This window comes from Pantoea sp. BS_8 (assembly GCF_041954965.1).
In the GTDB taxonomy this organism is placed as follows: Bacteria; Pseudomonadota; Gammaproteobacteria; order Enterobacterales; family Enterobacteriaceae; genus Pantoea; species Pantoea stewartii.
Genome location: NZ_JAVAXU010000011.1, coordinates 90,370 through 107,970, shown reverse-complemented (window position 1 = coordinate 107,970; position 17,601 = coordinate 90,370). Strand labels below are relative to the sequence as shown.

Genomic DNA, 17,601 nt, shown 5'->3' with positions numbered 1-17,601 from the left:
TCGCCATTTTTGCCTCTGACAGTGCTCGTCATCCTCACGTACATCAGTACGCTCCGGTGACTGCGCGCTTTCAGCGACAAAACTTGCTTCGACGCCGACGGCCCGAGGGCGGAAGCTGGCTTACTCGCCATTTTTGCCTCTGACAGTGCTCGTCATCCTCATGTACATCAGTACGCTCCGGTGACTGCGCGCTTTCAGCGACAAAATTTGCTTCGACGCCGACGGCCCGAGGGCGGAAGCTGGCTTACTCGCCATTTTTGCCTCTGACAGTGCTCGTCATCCTCACGTACATCAGTACGCTCCGGTGACTGCGCGCTTTCAGCGGCAAAACCTGCTTCAACGCCAATAGCCCGAGGACGGAAGCTGGCTTTCACAACATTTTTGCCACTGGCGGTACTCGCCATCCTCACATAGCGGAGGTAACGGTTCGCTTACCGCGACAAAACCTGCTTCGCCCTGAATAACTAAACCTGCCGCTCCGGTTACGGACAGCAGCAGGTAGGGTAACCTGTTACTTTTTCGCGAAGGCCTGGCTCAGTGTCCAGAGCTCGCGGCGTTCATCGGTGCTGAGTCCATGGGTGCGTTCTCGCGCAATCAGGAACTCCAGTCGTTCTTCCAGAGCCGCGTCATAAATACTGGCCAGGGAATCCTGGAACACCGCTTCGCTCTCTTCATCCACTATCATGTGGTTCCACACGGCCAGTGTTTCAAGCGTTTGGCTAAAATTTGTTCCGCGATATAACTCTAGTAGCTGACCGGTGGTCAATCCAGGATTCTCGTTACAGCGCTTCACTAATTCAATAAATAGCGGTAAACCGGCTATTTTTGACTCGGCCAGCCCATCCAGTGCAGGGACCAGACTTGCCAGTTGTGGATTCTGAATCAGCAACGCCACCAGTACGCGCATTGTGGTGCGTTTCAGCGGCGGAGCAACCGGTGCGCTTGCGCCCTGTGCCTGTTTAGGCATCAGCTTTTCAAGCTGCGCATCATCCAGAATACCGAGTTTGTTGCCCAGTTCCTGACGCAGATAAATGCGTAACGTTTCACCGGGAATCTGCGTGATCAGTGGCAATGCCAGTGTACTTAAACGCGCTTTGCCGTCACGAGAGCTTAAATCGACCTGCGGCAACAGGCTGTCGAACAAAAACGAAGAGAGCGGCATAGCCTGCTCCATCCTCGCTTCGAATGCGACTTTACCTTCTTTGCGAACCAACGTGTCCGGGTCTTCGCCGTCAGGTAAAAACATAAAGCGTAGTTGACGACCGTCATTCATGTAAGGCAATGCGGTTTCAAGCGCTCGCCAGGCGGCTTCACGTCCGGCGCGATCGCCGTCGTAACAGCAAATCACGTTATCCGTACTGCGAAACAGCAACTGAATATGTTCAGCCGTGGTCGATGTACCCAGTGAGGCAACCGCGTAGTCCACGCCGTATTGCGCCAGGGCAACGACATCCATATAGCCTTCCACCACTAACAGGCGTTTCGGTTCAGGATGATTTTTTAAGGCTTCATACAGGCCATACAGCTGACGACCTTTATGAAAAACAGGCGTTTCGGGCGAGTTAAGATACTTCGGCGTATCATTACCCAGCACGCGGCCGCCAAAGCCGATAACGCGGCCTCGCTTATCGCGGATGGGAAACATCACGCGCTCGCGAAAGCGATCGTAAACCCGGCCTTTGTCATTACTGACCAGCATGCCCGCTTCCATTAATGACTCGCGATCTTCCGGCTGCTTACCAAAGCGTTTGAGAACATTGTCCCAACCGGCGGGGGCATAACCTATCGCGAAATGATTAATGATATCGGCGCTCAGGCCGCGATGTTGAAGATAATCGCGCGCTGACTGGGCACTGGATTGCTGCAAACTCTGCTGATAAAAACCGTTAAGGTTGTCCATCAGTTGGTACAGGCTCTGGCGCTGATGGCGTTCCATCGGGCTGGGCCCGTTACCCGCTTCGTAAGGGACATCTAACCCGTGAGAAGTGGCTAACTCTTCGATACTTTCAACAAACTCCAGACGATCGTAGTTCATCAGAAAGTCGATGGCATTACCGTGCGCACCACAACCAAAACAGTGATAAAACTGTTTTTCGCCATTTACGGTAAAAGAGGGGGTTTTCTCATTATGAAAAGGACAGCACGCATGATAATTCTTTCCCTGCTTTTTCAGCTTTACGCGAGCATCGATCAACTCCACGATGTCCGTGCGGGCAAGTAAGTCATTGATAAATACGCGTGGAATTCGTCCTGCCATAAGCCCCGTTTTTTCAGCTCATAAACGACAACAAGCCGCGCTTCCTTTCGGAAAGCACGGCCTTTTACTTGACTCGGTCTGCGTTTATCACGCTTTGGAGGCGAACCTCCGGGATATTAGTACAGACGAGTGCGGCGTGCGTTTTCGCGAGCCAGTTTTTTGGCATGACGCTTAACTGCAGATGCTTTAGCGCGCTTACGCTCGGTCGTTGGTTTTTCATAAAACTCACGACGACGAACTTCAGCCAGAACGCCTGCTTTCTCGCAAGAACGCTTAAAGCGACGCAGTGCTACGTCGAACGGCTCGTTTTCACGTACTTTAATTACCGGCATGTAACTCTCACCTCAATAAAATTCGGTTTTTCTGCTGACTGCGGCGCCAGCACATTTCAAAATGGTGCAGCATTTTACTCCAACTCGCGTCGGCTTGTAAAGCACCATGGATAATTAAGAACCAACAGGAGCGTGTGCCTGTGCGGCTGCCGGTTTTTTCCAGGGGCGGGAGTATAGCGCACTCTTTAGGCAGCAGAAAATGACTTTTTGCGTGGATTGAGTCCTCTTTTTGCACAGTGGCTATGCTAAACTGCGCGCCGCAAGAATGAGGTGAAGCAATGCGAATTCTGGGTATTGAAACATCGTGCGATGAAACCGGCATCGCAATCTATGATGACGAGGCTGGCTTAGTCGCGAACCAGCTCTACAGCCAGGTAAAACTGCATGCCGATTACGGCGGCGTGGTACCGGAACTGGCTTCGCGCGATCACGTACGTAAAACGGTGCCCCTGATTCAGGCGGCGCTGAAACAGGCGGATTTAGCGCCGCAGCAGATTGATGCGGTGGCCTATACGGCGGGGCCGGGCCTGGTCGGCGCGTTGCTGGTGGGCGCGACGATTGGGCGCGCGCTGGCCTTTGCGTGGAAGGTGCCTGCGGTGCCCGTGCATCATATGGAAGGCCATTTGCTGGCGCCGATGCTGGAAGACAATCCACCCGCCTTCCCGTTTGTGGCCTTGCTGGTTTCTGGCGGCCACACGCAGCTGATCAGCGTTACCGGCATTGGTGAATATGTACTGCTGGGCGAGTCAATTGACGATGCCGCAGGCGAAGCCTTCGATAAAACCGCCAAATTGCTGGGGCTGGATTATCCCGGCGGTCCCATGCTGTCGAAAATGGCGCAGCAGGGCACGGCTGGACGCTTCACGTTCCCGCGTCCGATGACCGATCGTCCGGGGCTGGATTTCAGTTTCTCGGGCCTGAAGACCTTTGCGGCGAATACCATTCGTGGCCATGACGATGACGCGCAAACCCGTGCCGACATCGCCCGTGCGTTTGAAGATGCGGTGGTGGATACGCTGGCCATCAAATGCAAACGCGCCCTGGATGAAACCGGCTTTAAGCGGCTGGTGATTGCGGGCGGCGTGAGTGCCAACCGTACGCTGCGCGAGCAAATGGCGGTCATGATGCAGAAGCGCGGTGGTGAGGTGTTTTATGCCCGTCCTGAATTTTGCACCGATAACGGTGCCATGATTGCCTACGCGGGCATGGTGCGTCTGAAAGGCGGTACGCGGGGAGAGCTGGGCGTAAGCGTCAGGCCGCGCTGGCCGCTGGCCGAACTGCCTGCCATCTGACAGAAAAAAGCCGGTCAACCGGCTTTTTTTACGCTTACTGTTTCTTTTTGCGCTTCCAGATTTTACTTTCCTGACGACGCCACAGACGTTGGATGTTGTCATGATGCCGCAGCAAAATCAGGCAGGAGAGCATGGAAACCGGGAACGTAAACTGCGGTTTAAACCACCAGACATAGAACGGCGCAATCAGGGCGCTGACAATCGCCCCAAGCGATGAGTAGCCGCTGAGCAGCACGGTCAACAGCCAGGTGCCGGTCATTAGTCCGGTCAAATCCCAGCCGATAGGCGCGATAGCACCAAACGCGGTCGCCACGCCTTTCCCACCCCTGAAGCGGAAAAACACCGGATAAATATGGCCCAGACAGGCGGCAATAGCGGTTAAGCCCAGGTAGAGCGGGGGCACATGAAGCAGGTACGCCAGCCAGACAGGCACCATACCTTTCAGAATATCGAATACCAGCACCGTTGCTGCCGCCGCTTTGCCGCCAAGGCGCAGCACATTGGTGGCACCCGGGTTGCCTGAACCGTGGGTGCGGGGATCGGGTAGCCCGGCGAGTTTGCATACCAGAATCGCACTGGAGATGGACCCACACAGATACGCGAAAATAATCATACCAAGCGCGAAAGCACTCATAACACCGTCCCGTTTCCTTTGGGGTCGTTTTGATCACGTCAACTATGGATAATACGCACAATCTGCCGGAAGTGGTATCCGGCCTGGCCAAAAACAGAGAGCACCGTCATGGATATCGTCTTTATAGAACAACTCACCGTCTTCACTACAATTGGCGTTTACGACTGGGAGCAGGGGATTCAGCAGAAGCTGGTGATCGATATCGAAATGGCCTGGGATAACCGCCAGGCGGCCGCCAGTGACGATGTTAAGGATTGTCTGAGCTACGCTGACGTCTCTGAGGCGATTCTGACACATCTGACGGGCGGACGTTTTGCACTGGTCGAACGCGTTGCCGAAGAAATTGCGGATCTGTTGATGAACCGTTTCAATTCGCCCGGTGTGCGTATAAAGGTAGCAAAACCGGGCGCTGTAGCGCAGGCCGCGCAGGTTGGCGTGCGAATTGAGCGCGGGACTATTCCTAAATAATGATGATGTGATTGCCATCACAATGAAACCAAACCAAATTATGGTCTGTCTCAGCAGGTGCCGTTTCGTTATAACAAACTCAATGGCAAGCGAGCTTAATGTTATATTCAGGCTGGACAGATAAGATTCAAGGCGATAGCGCGACTGCTAGCGCCTTTTTCATGGTTTTAAAACGGACAGAGGAAATACATTGATGGCAGATATTCATCAGCTGTGGGTAGCTGCAATCCTGGGCGTGGTAGAAGGGCTGACCGAGTTTTTACCGGTCTCTTCCACCGGGCACATGATTATAGTGGGGCATTTGCTTGGCTTTGAGGGTGACAAAGCCGAAACCTTTGAAGTCGTGATTCAGCTAGGCTCCATTCTGGCGGTAGTCGTGATGTTTTGGCGGCGTTTGTTTGGCCTGATCGGCATCCACTTTGGCGAAGTCAAACACGAAGGGACAGGAACCGGTCGCTTAACGCTGATTCATATCCTGCTGGGCATGATTCCTGCTGTCGTGATAGGGCTGGTCTTACACGATCAAATTAAAACGCTGTTTAATCCGATAAATGTTATGTATGCGCTGGTGGTCGGCGGTTTGCTGCTGTTAGCGGCGGAATTCCTGAAGCCAAAACAGCCAAAATCCGTTGGCGTGGATGACATTACCTATCGTCAGGCGTTTATGATCGGCTGCTTCCAGTGTCTGGCGCTGTGGCCGGGCTTCTCGCGTTCAGGTGCCACGATTTCAGGCGGGATGCTGATGGGCGTGAGTCGCTATGCGGCGTCCGAGTTCTCCTTTATCCTCGCCGTACCGATGATGATGGGGGCGACCGGACTGGATCTGTACAAGAGCCTGGGCTTCCTGAGCATGGCCGACTTCCCGATGTTTGCAGTGGGTTTTATCACTGCCTTTGTCGTCGCGATGATTGCGATCAAAGTGTTCCTGGAGCTGATCAAACGTATCTCTTTCGTATCGTTTGCGGTCTACCGCTTTATCGTAGCGGCTGCGGTTTACATGCTGTTCACGTAAACCCAACGCGGCCAGGTCACTGGCCGCGTTAACCTCTGCCTTCGGCAACGGCGTCGATGCGGCGCCGCGTCAGCTCTTCCCGCACCGCACTCCCTTTAAAGCCCGCCTCAACCACCGCTTTCGATGACACGGCCTGCGCCCGCGCAAATGCGCGTCGCAGATAGTCACCCTGTGGATACGGCATGCTGGCGAGCCCACCGCGCCCACGGGCATCGGCTTCGCTACACAGCGCCAGTTGATGCACGCGTTCAGGCTTACGCCAGGCGTCGAGACGGTCAAATAACGCCACAATCGCCTCAGAAGGCAACTGCTCAATGGTGTGCATCGTGTCGTGGAATTCGGTTACCAGCAGGGCTAAATCGCGAATGGCATTCGGCACGCGCAAACGCTCACAGAGTGCGGCAACCAGCGGCACGCCGGCGGGGCCATGACCGCGATGGCTGGGCCACTTTTCAACGGGGGTTAACGCTTTGCCTACATCGTGAAACAGCGTGGCAAAACGTACATCAATGGCCTCACTTAAGGCAGCGGACAGCGTCAATGCCATCAGCGTATGCACGCCCGTGTCAATTTCAGGATGCCATCTGGCGGGGGCGGGGATACCATAAAGGTTATCGATTTCCGGGAACAGCACCTTCAGGGCACCGCAGTCACGCAGCACCTGAAAATAGACCTGAGGATTATGCGAGGACAGCGCTTTTTCGGTCTCTTTCCACACGCGCTCAGCGGTAAGATCGGCCAGCTCGCCGCTCTCTACTATTTGCCGCATCAGCGCCTGGGTTTCATCGGCAATGCGAAAGTTAAGGTGGGCAAAGCGCGCAGCAAACCGCGCCACGCGCAGCACGCGCAGCGGATCTTCACTAAAGGCTTCTGAAACGTGGCGCAGCAGTCGGTCAGCAATATCCTGTTGCCCTTGGTAGGGATCATAGAGCGTGCCGTTTTCATCGCGGGCGATGGCGTTGATCGTCAGATCGCGGCGTTGTAAATCCTGCTCCAGCGTGACGTCCGGGGCCGACCAGGTGGTAAAACCGGTATAGCCTTTGCCGTTTTTGCGTTCGGTGCGCGCCAGTGCATATTCTTCGCGGCTGTCAGGATGCAGAAACACCGGAAAATCGCGGCCCACCTGATGATAGCCCTGTTCCAGCATGCTTTCTGGCGTTGCGCCCACGACCACCCAGTCTTTGTCTTTAACCGGCAATTTCAACAACGCATCACGTACCGCACCGCCAACAAGAAACGTCTTCACGCACCACTCCAGAGATAAATAAGCGACCTGCGCGTCTGCGTGCGTCCTGCACCTGAATTCAGACGGGCACAACCCTTATTGTTACACAAATTCGACATATTGCAGACAGGCCAAAAAGGGCATCTTACGATCCCCTTTTGCAGCGAACGGTGGAAAAGGTTAGTTCATCCAGCGATCGTTTTTCTTGCGACGCGGCACCATATGCGGCAGCAACAGACCCAGCAGCAGGCCCACGCCGAGCACGCCGCCACCGTACATAAACCACTGCATGATAATCGTGCGCTGTTTGTCATCCAGTTGAACGTTAGCGGCACTGACCTTCTTCTGGGCCACGATCAGTTCGTTCTTCAGCTTCTGATTTTGCTCTTTCAGCCCATTGATGACGCTGTCGCTGCTGGCCACTTTATTCTGCATCTCGGCCGTGCGCTGGTTCCAGCTGTTGTCAATGTTCGCTAACTTAGCCGTCAGGTCTTTAACCTGTTGTTCTAACTGAGGCACCCGGGTGCGCAGGCTGGGATTTTCACTCAACTGCGACAGGGGAATCCAGACGGTGCGGCCTTCCGCATCGCGCACCTGGCCATATTTGGTGGCGTCATTGGTTTGTAGCAGTTCGACCTGTTCACCCGCGTTCAGCTTACCGAGCAGGCGAAACTGGTCGCCGGGGCCGCTGCGAACCCAGGTGGATAATTCGTCAGAAACATAGCGTTTTTGATCGGCATGAGCAGGTGTAAGGGCGCTGAGGGCCAGCAAAGTGATTCCAGCAAGTGTGATTTTTTTCATTCGATTTCGTTTTGTTTAAAAATAAAGATAATTTACCGGCACAGTCTGTAGAGGCTTCGCATAAATCTGAATGAGAACTATCCTGGTCTCATAACAGTGCGAAAAGGCGAGCGAAAGCAGAAAGAAACCAGAGACAGCAAGGCTTCTGTGCATTACTCTTCGCCTGAAAACCCGCATCTTCGGCTCAGTGGATGCAGCAGAAGATAACCTTAAACGGGCAGGGAATATATCCTCAAGTGCCAGCGACGTAGTGAATAAAAAAATATGACCATCGAGATTGAGCTTAAGTTCATTGCAAAATCCAACGCTGCCGGGAAACTGGCAGAGAGGCTGGCGGCTTTTCCGCATCAGCATCAGGCAGCGCGCCAGCTGACCAATATCTATTTTGAAACCGACGATAACCAGTTACGACGGTGGAACATGGGCTTACGTATTCGCGGCGTGGACCAGCGTTACGAAATGACGCTGAAAACGGCCGGCAGTACGCTGGGCGGTTTACATCAGCGCGGCGAATACAACGTTGACCTGACGGAACCTACGCTGGATATCAGCCGTCTGCCCGCCGACATCTGGCCAGAGGGAACGGATATCGCGGCCTTACAGCAGCGCCTGAACCCGCTGTTCAGCACGCATTTTGACCGTGAAATCTGGCTGGTGACGGCAGGTAAGAGCGAAGTGGAAATCGCGTTCGATAAAGGCGAGGTCGCGGCCGGTGAGCATCAGGAAGCGCTGTCAGAAGTCGAACTGGAGTTAAAAAGCGGTGAGCGCAGCGATATGCTGGCGTTTGCGCAGCAGCTGATTGCCGTGGGCGACCTGCGTATGGGCAGCCTGAGCAAAGCGGCACGCGGCTATCAGCTGGCGAAAGGTAACCTTCCACGTGAATTACGTGCTTTTCCGCTTTTGAAAGCCGGACCGAAGGCGACGGTGGAAGCTGGCATGGTGGCGGCAATGGCCGCTGGCCTGGAGCACTGGCAATATCATGAAGAAGTGTGGTTACGGGGCAGTAAGCGCGCACGGGAATCAGTACGTGAAGCGCTGGACGTGCTGCGCCAGGCCTTTGCGCTCTTTGGTGCGTTAGTGCCGCGTAAGGCCAGTAGCGATCTGCGTCAGAAGCTGACGACGCTGGAAGAAACGCTGCTGAATGAAGACGTGGATGCAGACAGCTTCTGCTTCTCTACACGCTCCGTAGAAACTCAGTTAGCACTTACTCACTGGCTGGCTGAGGCACAATGGACGCCGTGGATTGATCAGAAGGGGCAAGCCAAGCTGCAAGGTTCCTTCAAGCGCTTCGGCGATATCATGCTGGGCCGCATTAATGCCGATCTGAAAGAAACCTTTGCCACCATTCATCAGGCGAATGAATATCAGGACAAAGCCACGCGTCTCGATCGACAATTACTGGCCGTTCATTTGCTGGCAGGCGCTTACTCGCCGGACGCGGTAGAGCGCTGGCTGGCCCCGTGGCAGCAGCTACAGCGCGCCATACACGAAAAGCAGCACGTCAGCTTAGACGGCTTAACCGCGCAGGCAATGAAACAACCGCCGTTCTGGTTAACCAGCGGCTCGCCGCGCTGAATCTAACAGCACGCTATCAGGGAGAGAACATGTTGCCAGCCTTACCTACCGTATTGCGTACTCAGGCCGAGCGGGCGGTCGAACAGTCAGGTCTTACCGGTTCTGCTCTTACGGAAGAGCAGCTTGCCGGTCTGGCCTTCAGCGATTTCGTGCTCGACAACCTGCAGCAGAACCCGGACTGGTGGCAGGCGATCGCTGACCGCTCGCCTCAGCCTGAAGAGTGGCGGCACTACGCGCAGTGGCTGAGTGGTGACATGGCGGCGGCAGACAGCGAAGCCAGTCTGATGCGCGTGCTGCGCCTGTTTCGGCGTCGGATGCTGGTGCGCATTGCCTGGATGCAGTGCCTGCATCACGCCAGCACAGAACAGACGTTGCAACAGCTGAGTGTACTGGCGGAGGTCCTGATCAGTGCGGCGCGTGACTGGGTTTATCAGGACTGCTGTCGTGAGTTTGGCACGCCGTGTAATGCCGCGGGTGAGCCTCAGCCGCTGCTGATCCTGGGCATGGGAAAACTGGGCGGCGGCGAGCTGAATTTCTCCTCTGATATCGATTTAATTTTTGTCTGGCCCGAGAACGGCAGTACCCGTGGCGGTCGACGTGAACTCGACAATGCGCAATTTTTTACCCGTATGGGGCAGCGCCTGATCAAGGTGCTCAATCAGCCCACCGCGGACGGGTTTGTTTACCGGGTGGATATGCGTTTACGGCCCTTTGGCGACAGTGGGCCGCTGGTGATGAGCTTTGCCGCGCTGGAAGATTATTACCAGGAGCAGGGGCGCGACTGGGAACGCTATGCCATGGTGAAAGCCCGACTGATGGGCGATGATCAGGATCGCTGGAGCCAGGAGTTGCAGCAGATGCTGCGGCCGTTTGTCTATCGCCGCTATATTGATTTCAGCGTGATTCAGTCGTTACGTAACATGAAGGCGATGATCTCACGTGAAGTGCGCCGCCGTGGCCTGAAAAATAACATTAAGCTGGGGGCGGGCGGCATCCGCGAAACGGAGTTTATCGTCCAGGTCTTTCAACTGATTCGCGGTGGACGTGAGCGCTCGCTTCAGCTCAGAGCCTTGCTGCCCACGCTTTCCGCCATTGAATCCCTGGGCTTACTGCCACCGGAGCAGGTTGCTGCACTGCGCGAGGCCTACCTGTTTTTGCGGCGGCTGGAAAACCTGCTGCAAAGCCTGGCCGATGAACAAACGCAAACGCTGCCGGAAGATGCCCTGCACCGCGCCCGACTGGCCTGGGCGATGCAGTGTCAGGACTGGTCAGAACTTAGCGCAAAACTGGATACGCACATGGCCGCCGTGCGGGCAATCTTTGACGAGCTGATTGGTGAAGATTCGCCGGATGTTGGCGATCAACCGGAGCTGGCCGATTTTAATATGCTCTGGCAGGACAGTCTGGAAGACAGCGAGCTGGCCCCGCTGGTTCCTCAACTGGACGCGGAACACTGTCAGGCGCTCAATCAGTCACTGGAAGCGTTTCGTCAGGATATCAGCCGCCGTTCCATTGGTCCGCGCGGCCGTCAGGCACTGGATCAGCTGATGCCGCGCCTGCTGAGCGAAGTCTGTCTGCGCAGCGATGCGGCCGTCACCTTTAGCCGGCTGGCACCGCTGCTGCTCAGCGTGCTGACGCGCAGTACCTATCTGGAGCTGCTGACGGAATATCACGGAGCCCTGCGGCACCTGATCCGTCTGTGTGCAGCCTCGCCGATGGTGGCAAGCCAGCTGGCGCATTATCCGCTGCTGCTGGATGAGCTTCTCGATCCCGCCACGCTGTATCAGCCCACCGCGACGGATGCCTATCGTGATGAACTGCGCCAGTACCTGATGCGCATTCCCGCCGATGATGAAGAGCAACAGCTTGAAGCGTTACGCCAGTTTAAACAGGCGCAGATGTTACGCATCGCGGCAGCCGACATTGCAGGGACGTTGCCGGTGATGAAAGTGAGCGATCACTTAACCTGGCTGGCCGAAGCCATCATTGAATCGGTGGTGCAACAGGCCTGGAATATGATGGTGCAGCGTTACGGTCGGCCTTCGCATCTGGTGCAGGAGCACGAGCGGGGCTTTACCGTGCTGGGCTATGGCAAGCTGGGTGGATGGGAGCTGGGTTACAGCTCCGATCTTGATCTGGTTTTTCTGCACGACTGCCCGCTGGACGCGGTGACCCAGGGCGAACGCAGCATTGACGGCCGACAGTTTTATCTGCGGCTGGCCCAGCGCATCATGCACCTGTTTAGCACCCGCACCTCGTCCGGGATTTTGTACGAAGTGGATGCGCGCCTGCGTCCTTCCGGTGCGGCGGGCATGCTGGTCAGCACGTTTGACGCTTTTGATGACTATCAACGTAACGAAGCCTGGACATGGGAACATCAGGCGCTGGTGCGTGCCCGGGTTGTCTTCGGTGAGCCCGCCCTGAGCGAACGTTTCAACGCCATTCGCCGGGCGATTCTCTGCCTGCCCCGTGAACCGGTAGCGTTGCAAACCGAGGTCAGGGAGATGCGTGATAAAATGCGCGCGCATCTGAGCAATAAGCATAAAGGGCGCTGGGAGATCAAAACCGACGAAGGCGGCATTACCGATATCGAGTTTATTGCCCAATATCTCGTACTGCGCTATGCCGCAGCAGAGCCTGCCTTAACGCGCTGGTCGGACAATGTGCGGATCTTTGAACTGATGGCAAACCATCAAAAAATGGCAGACGACGAAGCGGCGGCGTTAACCCATGCCTATGTCACGCTGCGCGATGCCTTGCACCATCTGGCGCTGCAGGCGCTGCCGGGACACGTCGAACCGGATGCCTTTGCGCAGGAAAGAGCGTCGGTCAACGCCAGCTGGCAGCGGTGGTTGCAGTCAGCAGAATCTCTCACGGCGTGATGCTGATAGCAACTGTGCTATCATCCGCGCACTATTTTGAATGCAGTCTGGAGTGTCTGGAATGAAAGTTACTCTGCCCGCGTTCGGCCAGGCTTCGGTACTGGTCGTTGGCGATGTCATGTTGGATCGTTACTGGTATGGCCCTACCAGCCGTATTTCCCCTGAAGCCCCGGTGCCGGTGGTGAAAGTGGAGACCGTTGAAGAACGCCCTGGCGGCGCCGCTAACGTGGCGATGAATATTGCTGCGCTGGGTGCCGGTTCACGGTTGATCGGGCTGACCGGTGAGGACGATGCGGCTCAGGTCCTGAGTAAAACGCTGAAGGACGTTCGTGTTGACTGCGATTTTGTCACGTTAAAAAGCCATCCGACGATCACCAAACTGCGTGTGCTGTCCCGCAACCAGCAGCTTATCCGCCTGGATTTTGAAGAAGGTTTTGAGCAGGTTGATGCCGCACCGATGCACGAAAAAATGCGCCAGTCGCTGGCCAGCAGTGGCGCGGTGGTGTTGTCGGATTACGGCAAAGGGGCGCTCGACAGCGTTCAGCAGATGATCACTCTGGCGCGTGAAGCCAGTGTGCCCGTCCTGATCGATCCGAAAGGCACCGATTTTGCCCGCTATCGCGGCGCGACGCTGCTGACGCCCAACCTGTCGGAATTTGAAGCTGTTGTCGGTAAATGCAGGACGGAGCAGGAAATTGTTGAACGCGGCATGAAACTGATTGCCGATTGCGACCTTTCCGCGCTGCTGGTCACGCGTTCTGAGAATGGCATGTCGCTGCTACAGCCGGGGAAAGCGCCGCTGCACTTGCCCACGCAGGCACAGGAAGTGTTTGACGTTACCGGCGCCGGGGATACGGTGATTGGTGTGCTTGCTGCTGCTCTGGCGGCGGGGGATTCGCTGGAAGAAGCCTGTTTCCTGGCCAACGCGGCAGCCGGTGTGGTGGTGGGTAAACTGGGAACCTCAACCGTCAGCATAGTGGAACTGGAAAACGCCATTCATGCCCGTCCGGAGCGCGGTTTTGGCATCATGACCGAAGCGGAACTGAAAGAGGCCGTCGCTATGGCCCGTCAGCGCGGCGAAAAAGTGGTCATGACCAATGGCGTCTTCGACATCCTGCATGCCGGTCATGTTTCCTACCTCGCAAACGCCCGTAAACTGGGCGATCGCCTGATTGTGGCGGTAAACAGCGATGCGTCGACGAAACGTCTTAAAGGCGACAGCCGTCCGGTGAATCCGCAGGAAAACCGGATGATCGTGCTGGGTGCACTGGAAGCCGTAGACTGGGTCGTGCTGTTTGAAGAAGATACGCCGCAGCGTTTGATCGCCAGCATATTACCGGATTTACTGGTGAAAGGCGGGGATTACAAGCCGGAAGACATTGCAGGCAGTAAGGAAGTCTGGGCGAATGGCGGTGACGTGCGGGTGCTGAACTTTGAAGATGGCATTTCAACCACCAATATCATTAAAACCATTCGCGGCAACTGAGTCGTGATGGCGGGAGCCTGCGCTCCCGCCAGCCAGCATCACTCGCCGGATTTATCCGCAGGGTTCGCCGCCGGGACAATCGCCGGTGCCGGGCCTGGCGTGGTGGGCACCGCTGGTGCAGACGATGCGGTCCCGGTTCCTTTGCTTTCCAGCTGGGCCAGACGTTGTTCCAGCGCCGCCAGTTTTTCCCGCGTACGCAGTAAAACCTGAGTCTGTACATCAAACTCTTCACGGTTGACCAGATCCATGCGGGTCAGCTGGGCCTGCAGAGTCTGCCGTATTTTCTTTTCAACATCATCGCCAAATTCACGAACTCCCTTCGGCAGCGCGTCATGAACCTGACGGGCAATTTGTTCAATTTTTTTCGTGTCGATCATGATGATTTCCTGGTTACGGGTTGCTGTGGCAGCATTTTACCAACGCTAGAGTCACTTAAGTGTAATGCCTGAATTGAAAAGGTTAAACCTGAAATCCATAGCGCAAAAAAAGCTAAAGCAATAATGGCTTTGTGGATTGCTGCCCTGACGGGGAAACGTTATAGTTAAAACGCTTATTCTCAGGGCGGGGCGAAATTCCCCACCGGCGGTAAATCAGCCCAGGCTGAAAGCCCGCGAGCGCTTCGCCGTAATGGTGAAGGTCAGCAGATCCGGTGTAATTCCGGGGCCGACGGTTAAAGTCCGGATGGGAGAGGGTAACGACATCTGTCAGGCATTATGTCTGTTTTGCGTCATTGCTACGTCTTTACGACGTCACTCCTAAGCTTGCCCTGATTCTGGTAACCCAACACATTTATAAGGTTTTATTACCATGAATCAGACTCTACTTTCTGAATTTGGCACGCCGAAACAGCGTGTAGAACGTGCTATTGCAGCCTTACGCGAAGGCCGTGGTGTTATGGTTCTCGACGATGAGAATCGCGAAAACGAAGGTGACATGATTTTCGCTGCGGAAACCATGACCGTGGAGCAGATGGCGTTAACCATTCGTCACGGCAGCGGTATCGTTTGTCTGTGCCTGACTGAAGAGCGTCGCCAGCAGCTGGCGCTGCCGATGATGGTGGAAAATAACACCAGCGCCTACGGCACCGGTTTCACCGTGACGATTGAAGCGGCAAAAGGCGTAACCACCGGCGTATCTGCTCAGGATCGTATTACCACTATCCGTGCCGCGATTGCCGATGATGCAAAACCTGAAGATTTAAACCGTCCGGGTCACGTCTTCCCGCTGCGTGCCCATGATGGCGGCGTTCTGACGCGCGGTGGCCACACCGAAGCCACTATCGATCTGGTGACGCTGGCAGGCTTCAAGCCCGCAGGCGTTCTGTGTGAACTGACCAACGACGACGGTTCCATGGCGCATGCGCCGGAAGTGATCGCGTTCGCGAAACAACACGCCATGCCCGTCGTCACCATCGAAGATTTGGTAGCCTACCGTCGCGAACACGAAACGCGTCAGGCCAGCTAGTTTTCGTCTTAATCAGGCCAGTTCTCTGGCCTGATCGTCTCGCCTTGTCCTGTCTGTGCGCTTCCTCAGTCCCTGCCATTTTTATTCAAAATTTCTGACAGAGAACATCATGCTTATCCGCGTGATCACGCCGGTAAAAAGCGTATCGTGGTGTTCACAGAATGAACACATCAAGGATCACTATGAGTCAGGTTCGCATGCCGGCGCTGTTTTTGGGACACGGCAGCCCAATGAATGCCTTAGAAGAAAACCGCTATACCGCTGCCTGGCGTAAAGCCGGTGAAACCCTGCCACGGCCACGTGCGATTCTGGCGGTTTCGGCTCACTGGTACACACAGGGAACTGCCGTAACGGCGATGGACAATCCACGCACTATTCACGATTTTGGCGGCTTTCCTCAGGCGCTTTTTGATACCCGTTATTCCGCGCCGGGCTCACCCGCACTGGCGGAAGAGATTGCAGAACGGTTATCCCCGGTGCCGGTTCATCTGGATCACGCATGGGGATTGGATCATGGCTCGTGGGGCGTGCTGATTAAGATGTATCCCGACGCAGATATCCCGGTCGTCCAGCTCAGTATTGACAGCGGCAAGCCCGCCGCCTGGCATTTCGGGATGGGAAGAAAGCTGTCTGCGCTGCGCGATCGCGGCGTGATGATCGTCGCCAGCGGTAACGTGGTGCACAACCTGCGTAAAGTTCTCTGGGGCGGTGGCGAAGCTTACAGTTGGGCGACGGGGTTCAATAACTTCGTGCGGGACAATCTGGCGGTGCAGGCCGAGGCGGATGCACATCCGTTGGTGAGTTTTATGCAGCATCCGGATGCGGCCTTATCCAACCCGACGCCGGAACACTTCCTGCCATTGCTGTATGTGCTGGGTTCCCGTCACGCAGATGAGCCAGTGACCGTTCCGGTGGAAGGTATGGAGATGGGCGCAATCAGTATGTTGTCGGTACAGGTCGGTTAACGCGCAAGACAGGCCAGCGAACTGGCCTGGAGATAAAAGGCTATTCAATAAAGGCGTGCGGATAGAAACGCGACAGATCCTGCGTGATCAACTCCCGATCTTCCCGCAGGCCAATCCCGGCCGGTTGATCGTCGATGAGCCAACTGCCAATCAGCGTATAACTGTCACCAAATTTTGGCAGCGGATTGAACTGCTGCACAATCATGCCTTCTTCGCCGTATGGACCATCCACCCGGGCGATCTCTTTGCCGTTTTCCACGATACGAATGTTAGCGCCTTCGCGGGAGAACAGCGGTTTGACCACATACTTGTCCATAGGCGGCACGTCGTCTTCAGCAAACCAGGCAGGCAGCAGGTTGGGATGATTGGGAAACATCTGCCACAGCATTGGCAATAACGCTTTGTTTGACAGAATGCTTTTCCAGGCGGGTTCAAGCCACCGCACGCCCGCATCCGCCAGCTTGGTCGAAAACATTTCGCGCAGCATAAATTCCCACGGGTAAAGCTTAAACAGATTACTGATCACCTGATCGTGCGGGTCAGTAAACTGGCCTTTCTCACCCAGCCCTATCTCATCAATATAGAGAAATTCGCTGGGTAAGCCGGCTTCCGTGGCGCAGTCCTGCAGGTATTGCACCGTGCCGCGATCTTCCTCGGTATCCCGGCAGCAGGCAAAGTGCAGCCAGTTAAAGCCGTGCTGCTGATGCAGCACCGTGAAGCGATCGATAAGCTTTTCCTGCAGGCTGTTAAACTGGTCGCTGCCAGGCGGCAACTGGCCCGCATTTAGCTGATCTTCCAGCCACAGCCACTGGAAAAACGCCGCTTCATACAGCGAGGTCGGTGTATCGGCGTTGTTTTCCAGCAGTTTGGCATCGCCTCGGCCATCCCACGCCAGATCGAGACGGGAATAGAGTGAAGGCTGACGCTGATTCCACGAGTCGCGCACGAAGTCCCAGGTGTGCTTTGGAATACGGAAGCGGGTAAGCAGAGCTTCACTGTTTACCACTTTTTCCACCACCTGCAGACACATCTGATGAAGTTCGGCGGTCACCTCCTCCAGATAGTCGATTTGCGCCAGGGTAAACTGATAGTAAGCATCTTCGCACCAGTAGGGCTCACCGTGCATGGTGTGAAAACGAAAACCAAACTCTGTGGCTTTTTCCCGCCAGCCCGGACGCTCAGAAATCGCGATACGTTGCATAAACGGT

15 protein-coding genes and 1 riboswitch are annotated in these 17,601 nt (G+C 55.6%); of the genes, 8 read left to right on the top strand and 7 right to left on the bottom strand.

Going from position 1 to position 17,601, the window contains the following annotated elements:
- Nucleotides 1-511: 511 nt before the first annotated feature.
- Together dnaG and rpsU are read right to left on the bottom strand one after the other, a co-directional pair.
- Nucleotides 512-2,257: a DNA primase gene (gene dnaG / locus RAC65_RS18105; RefSeq protein ID WP_164482586.1), complete on the bottom strand. Its 1,746-nt coding sequence runs from the start codon at nt 2,255-2,257 to the stop codon at nt 512-514.
- 116 nt (nt 2,258-2,373) lie between these two features.
- The gene (gene rpsU / locus RAC65_RS18100) at nt 2,374-2,589 is read right to left on the bottom strand and encodes a 30S ribosomal protein S21 (protein WP_001144069.1); all 216 of its coding nucleotides are present in this window, start codon (nt 2,587-2,589) and stop codon (nt 2,374-2,376) included.
- A gap of 278 nt (nt 2,590-2,867) precedes the next feature.
- On the opposite strand from rpsU, the gene tsaD reads away from it, so the two are divergent.
- Complete coding sequence (tsaD, locus tag RAC65_RS18095; protein ID WP_006118207.1) at nt 2,868-3,881, top strand: tRNA (adenosine(37)-N6)-threonylcarbamoyltransferase complex transferase subunit TsaD; 1,014 nt, start codon at nt 2,868-2,870, stop codon at nt 3,879-3,881.
- A gap of 34 nt (nt 3,882-3,915) precedes the next feature.
- Here tsaD and plsY read toward each other — a convergent pair whose 3' ends face one another.
- Entirely contained in the window at nt 3,916-4,515 is a 600-nt protein-coding gene (plsY, locus tag RAC65_RS18090) for a glycerol-3-phosphate 1-O-acyltransferase PlsY (protein WP_006118206.1), read from the bottom strand.
- A gap of 108 nt (nt 4,516-4,623) precedes the next feature.
- Between plsY and folB the strand changes: the two genes are divergently transcribed.
- Together folB and bacA are read left to right on the top strand one after the other, a co-directional pair.
- Nucleotides 4,624-4,983 carry a bifunctional dihydroneopterin aldolase/7,8-dihydroneopterin epimerase gene (folB, locus tag RAC65_RS18085; RefSeq protein ID WP_006118205.1) on the top strand — a complete coding sequence of 120 codons (360 nt, stop codon included), beginning with the start codon at nt 4,624-4,626 and terminating at the stop codon, nt 4,981-4,983.
- A gap of 193 nt (nt 4,984-5,176) precedes the next feature.
- Nucleotides 5,177-5,995, top strand: a complete 819-nt coding sequence (bacA, locus tag RAC65_RS18080; RefSeq protein ID WP_054633121.1) for an undecaprenyl-diphosphate phosphatase — start codon at nt 5,177-5,179, stop codon at nt 5,993-5,995.
- A gap of 28 nt (nt 5,996-6,023) precedes the next feature.
- On the opposite strand, the gene RAC65_RS18075 is transcribed toward bacA, so the two are convergent.
- Together RAC65_RS18075 and RAC65_RS18070 are read right to left on the bottom strand one after the other, a co-directional pair.
- Complete coding sequence (locus RAC65_RS18075; RefSeq protein ID WP_375096975.1) at nt 6,024-7,241, bottom strand: multifunctional CCA addition/repair protein; 1,218 nt, start codon at nt 7,239-7,241, stop codon at nt 6,024-6,026.
- A gap of 159 nt (nt 7,242-7,400) precedes the next feature.
- Nucleotides 7,401-8,021: a TIGR04211 family SH3 domain-containing protein gene (locus RAC65_RS18070; RefSeq protein WP_205955682.1), complete on the bottom strand. Its 621-nt coding sequence runs from the start codon at nt 8,019-8,021 to the stop codon at nt 7,401-7,403.
- A 264-nt stretch (nt 8,022-8,285) separates the two neighbouring features.
- Here RAC65_RS18070 and RAC65_RS18065 point away from each other — a divergent pair, with 264 nt between their 5' ends.
- The 3 genes from RAC65_RS18065 (at nt 8,286) to hldE (ending at nt 13,964) form a co-directional block, all read left to right on the top strand.
- Complete coding sequence (locus RAC65_RS18065) at nt 8,286-9,596, top strand: inorganic triphosphatase (protein ID WP_375096974.1); 1,311 nt, start codon at nt 8,286-8,288, stop codon at nt 9,594-9,596.
- Nucleotides 9,597-9,625: 29 nt separating this feature from the next.
- On the top strand, nt 9,626-12,478 hold the full coding sequence (glnE, locus tag RAC65_RS18060; RefSeq protein ID WP_375096973.1) for a bifunctional [glutamate--ammonia ligase]-adenylyl-L-tyrosine phosphorylase/[glutamate--ammonia-ligase] adenylyltransferase: 2,853 nt from the start codon (nt 9,626-9,628) through the stop codon (nt 12,476-12,478).
- A gap of 61 nt (nt 12,479-12,539) precedes the next feature.
- Entirely contained in the window at nt 12,540-13,964 is a 1,425-nt protein-coding gene (hldE, locus tag RAC65_RS18055) for a bifunctional D-glycero-beta-D-manno-heptose-7-phosphate kinase/D-glycero-beta-D-manno-heptose 1-phosphate adenylyltransferase HldE (protein WP_033739825.1), read from the top strand.
- Nucleotides 13,965-14,002: 38 nt separating this feature from the next.
- On the opposite strand, the gene RAC65_RS18050 is transcribed toward hldE, so the two are convergent.
- Nucleotides 14,003-14,341, bottom strand: a complete 339-nt coding sequence (locus tag RAC65_RS18050) for an accessory factor UbiK family protein (protein ID WP_006118198.1) — start codon at nt 14,339-14,341, stop codon at nt 14,003-14,005.
- Between the two features lie 171 nt (nt 14,342-14,512).
- A riboswitch (FMN riboswitch) is annotated at nt 14,513-14,661 on the top strand.
- A 110-nt stretch (nt 14,662-14,771) separates the two neighbouring features.
- Here RAC65_RS18050 and ribB point away from each other — a divergent pair.
- Nucleotides 14,772-15,428 carry a 3,4-dihydroxy-2-butanone-4-phosphate synthase gene (ribB, locus tag RAC65_RS18045; RefSeq protein WP_006118197.1) on the top strand — a complete coding sequence of 219 codons (657 nt, stop codon included), beginning with the start codon at nt 14,772-14,774 and terminating at the stop codon, nt 15,426-15,428.
- Between the two features lie 182 nt (nt 15,429-15,610).
- Complete coding sequence (gene ygiD, locus RAC65_RS18040) at nt 15,611-16,393, top strand: 4,5-DOPA dioxygenase extradiol (RefSeq protein ID WP_054687032.1); 783 nt, start codon at nt 15,611-15,613, stop codon at nt 16,391-16,393.
- A 40-nt stretch (nt 16,394-16,433) separates the two neighbouring features.
- Here the strand turns inward: ygiD and RAC65_RS18035 are convergent, their stop codons facing one another.
- Nucleotides 16,434-17,594, bottom strand: coding sequence for a glutathionylspermidine synthase family protein (locus RAC65_RS18035; protein WP_375096972.1), 1,161 nt, complete (start codon nt 17,592-17,594; stop codon nt 16,434-16,436).
- Nucleotides 17,595-17,601: the final 7 nt, after the last annotated feature.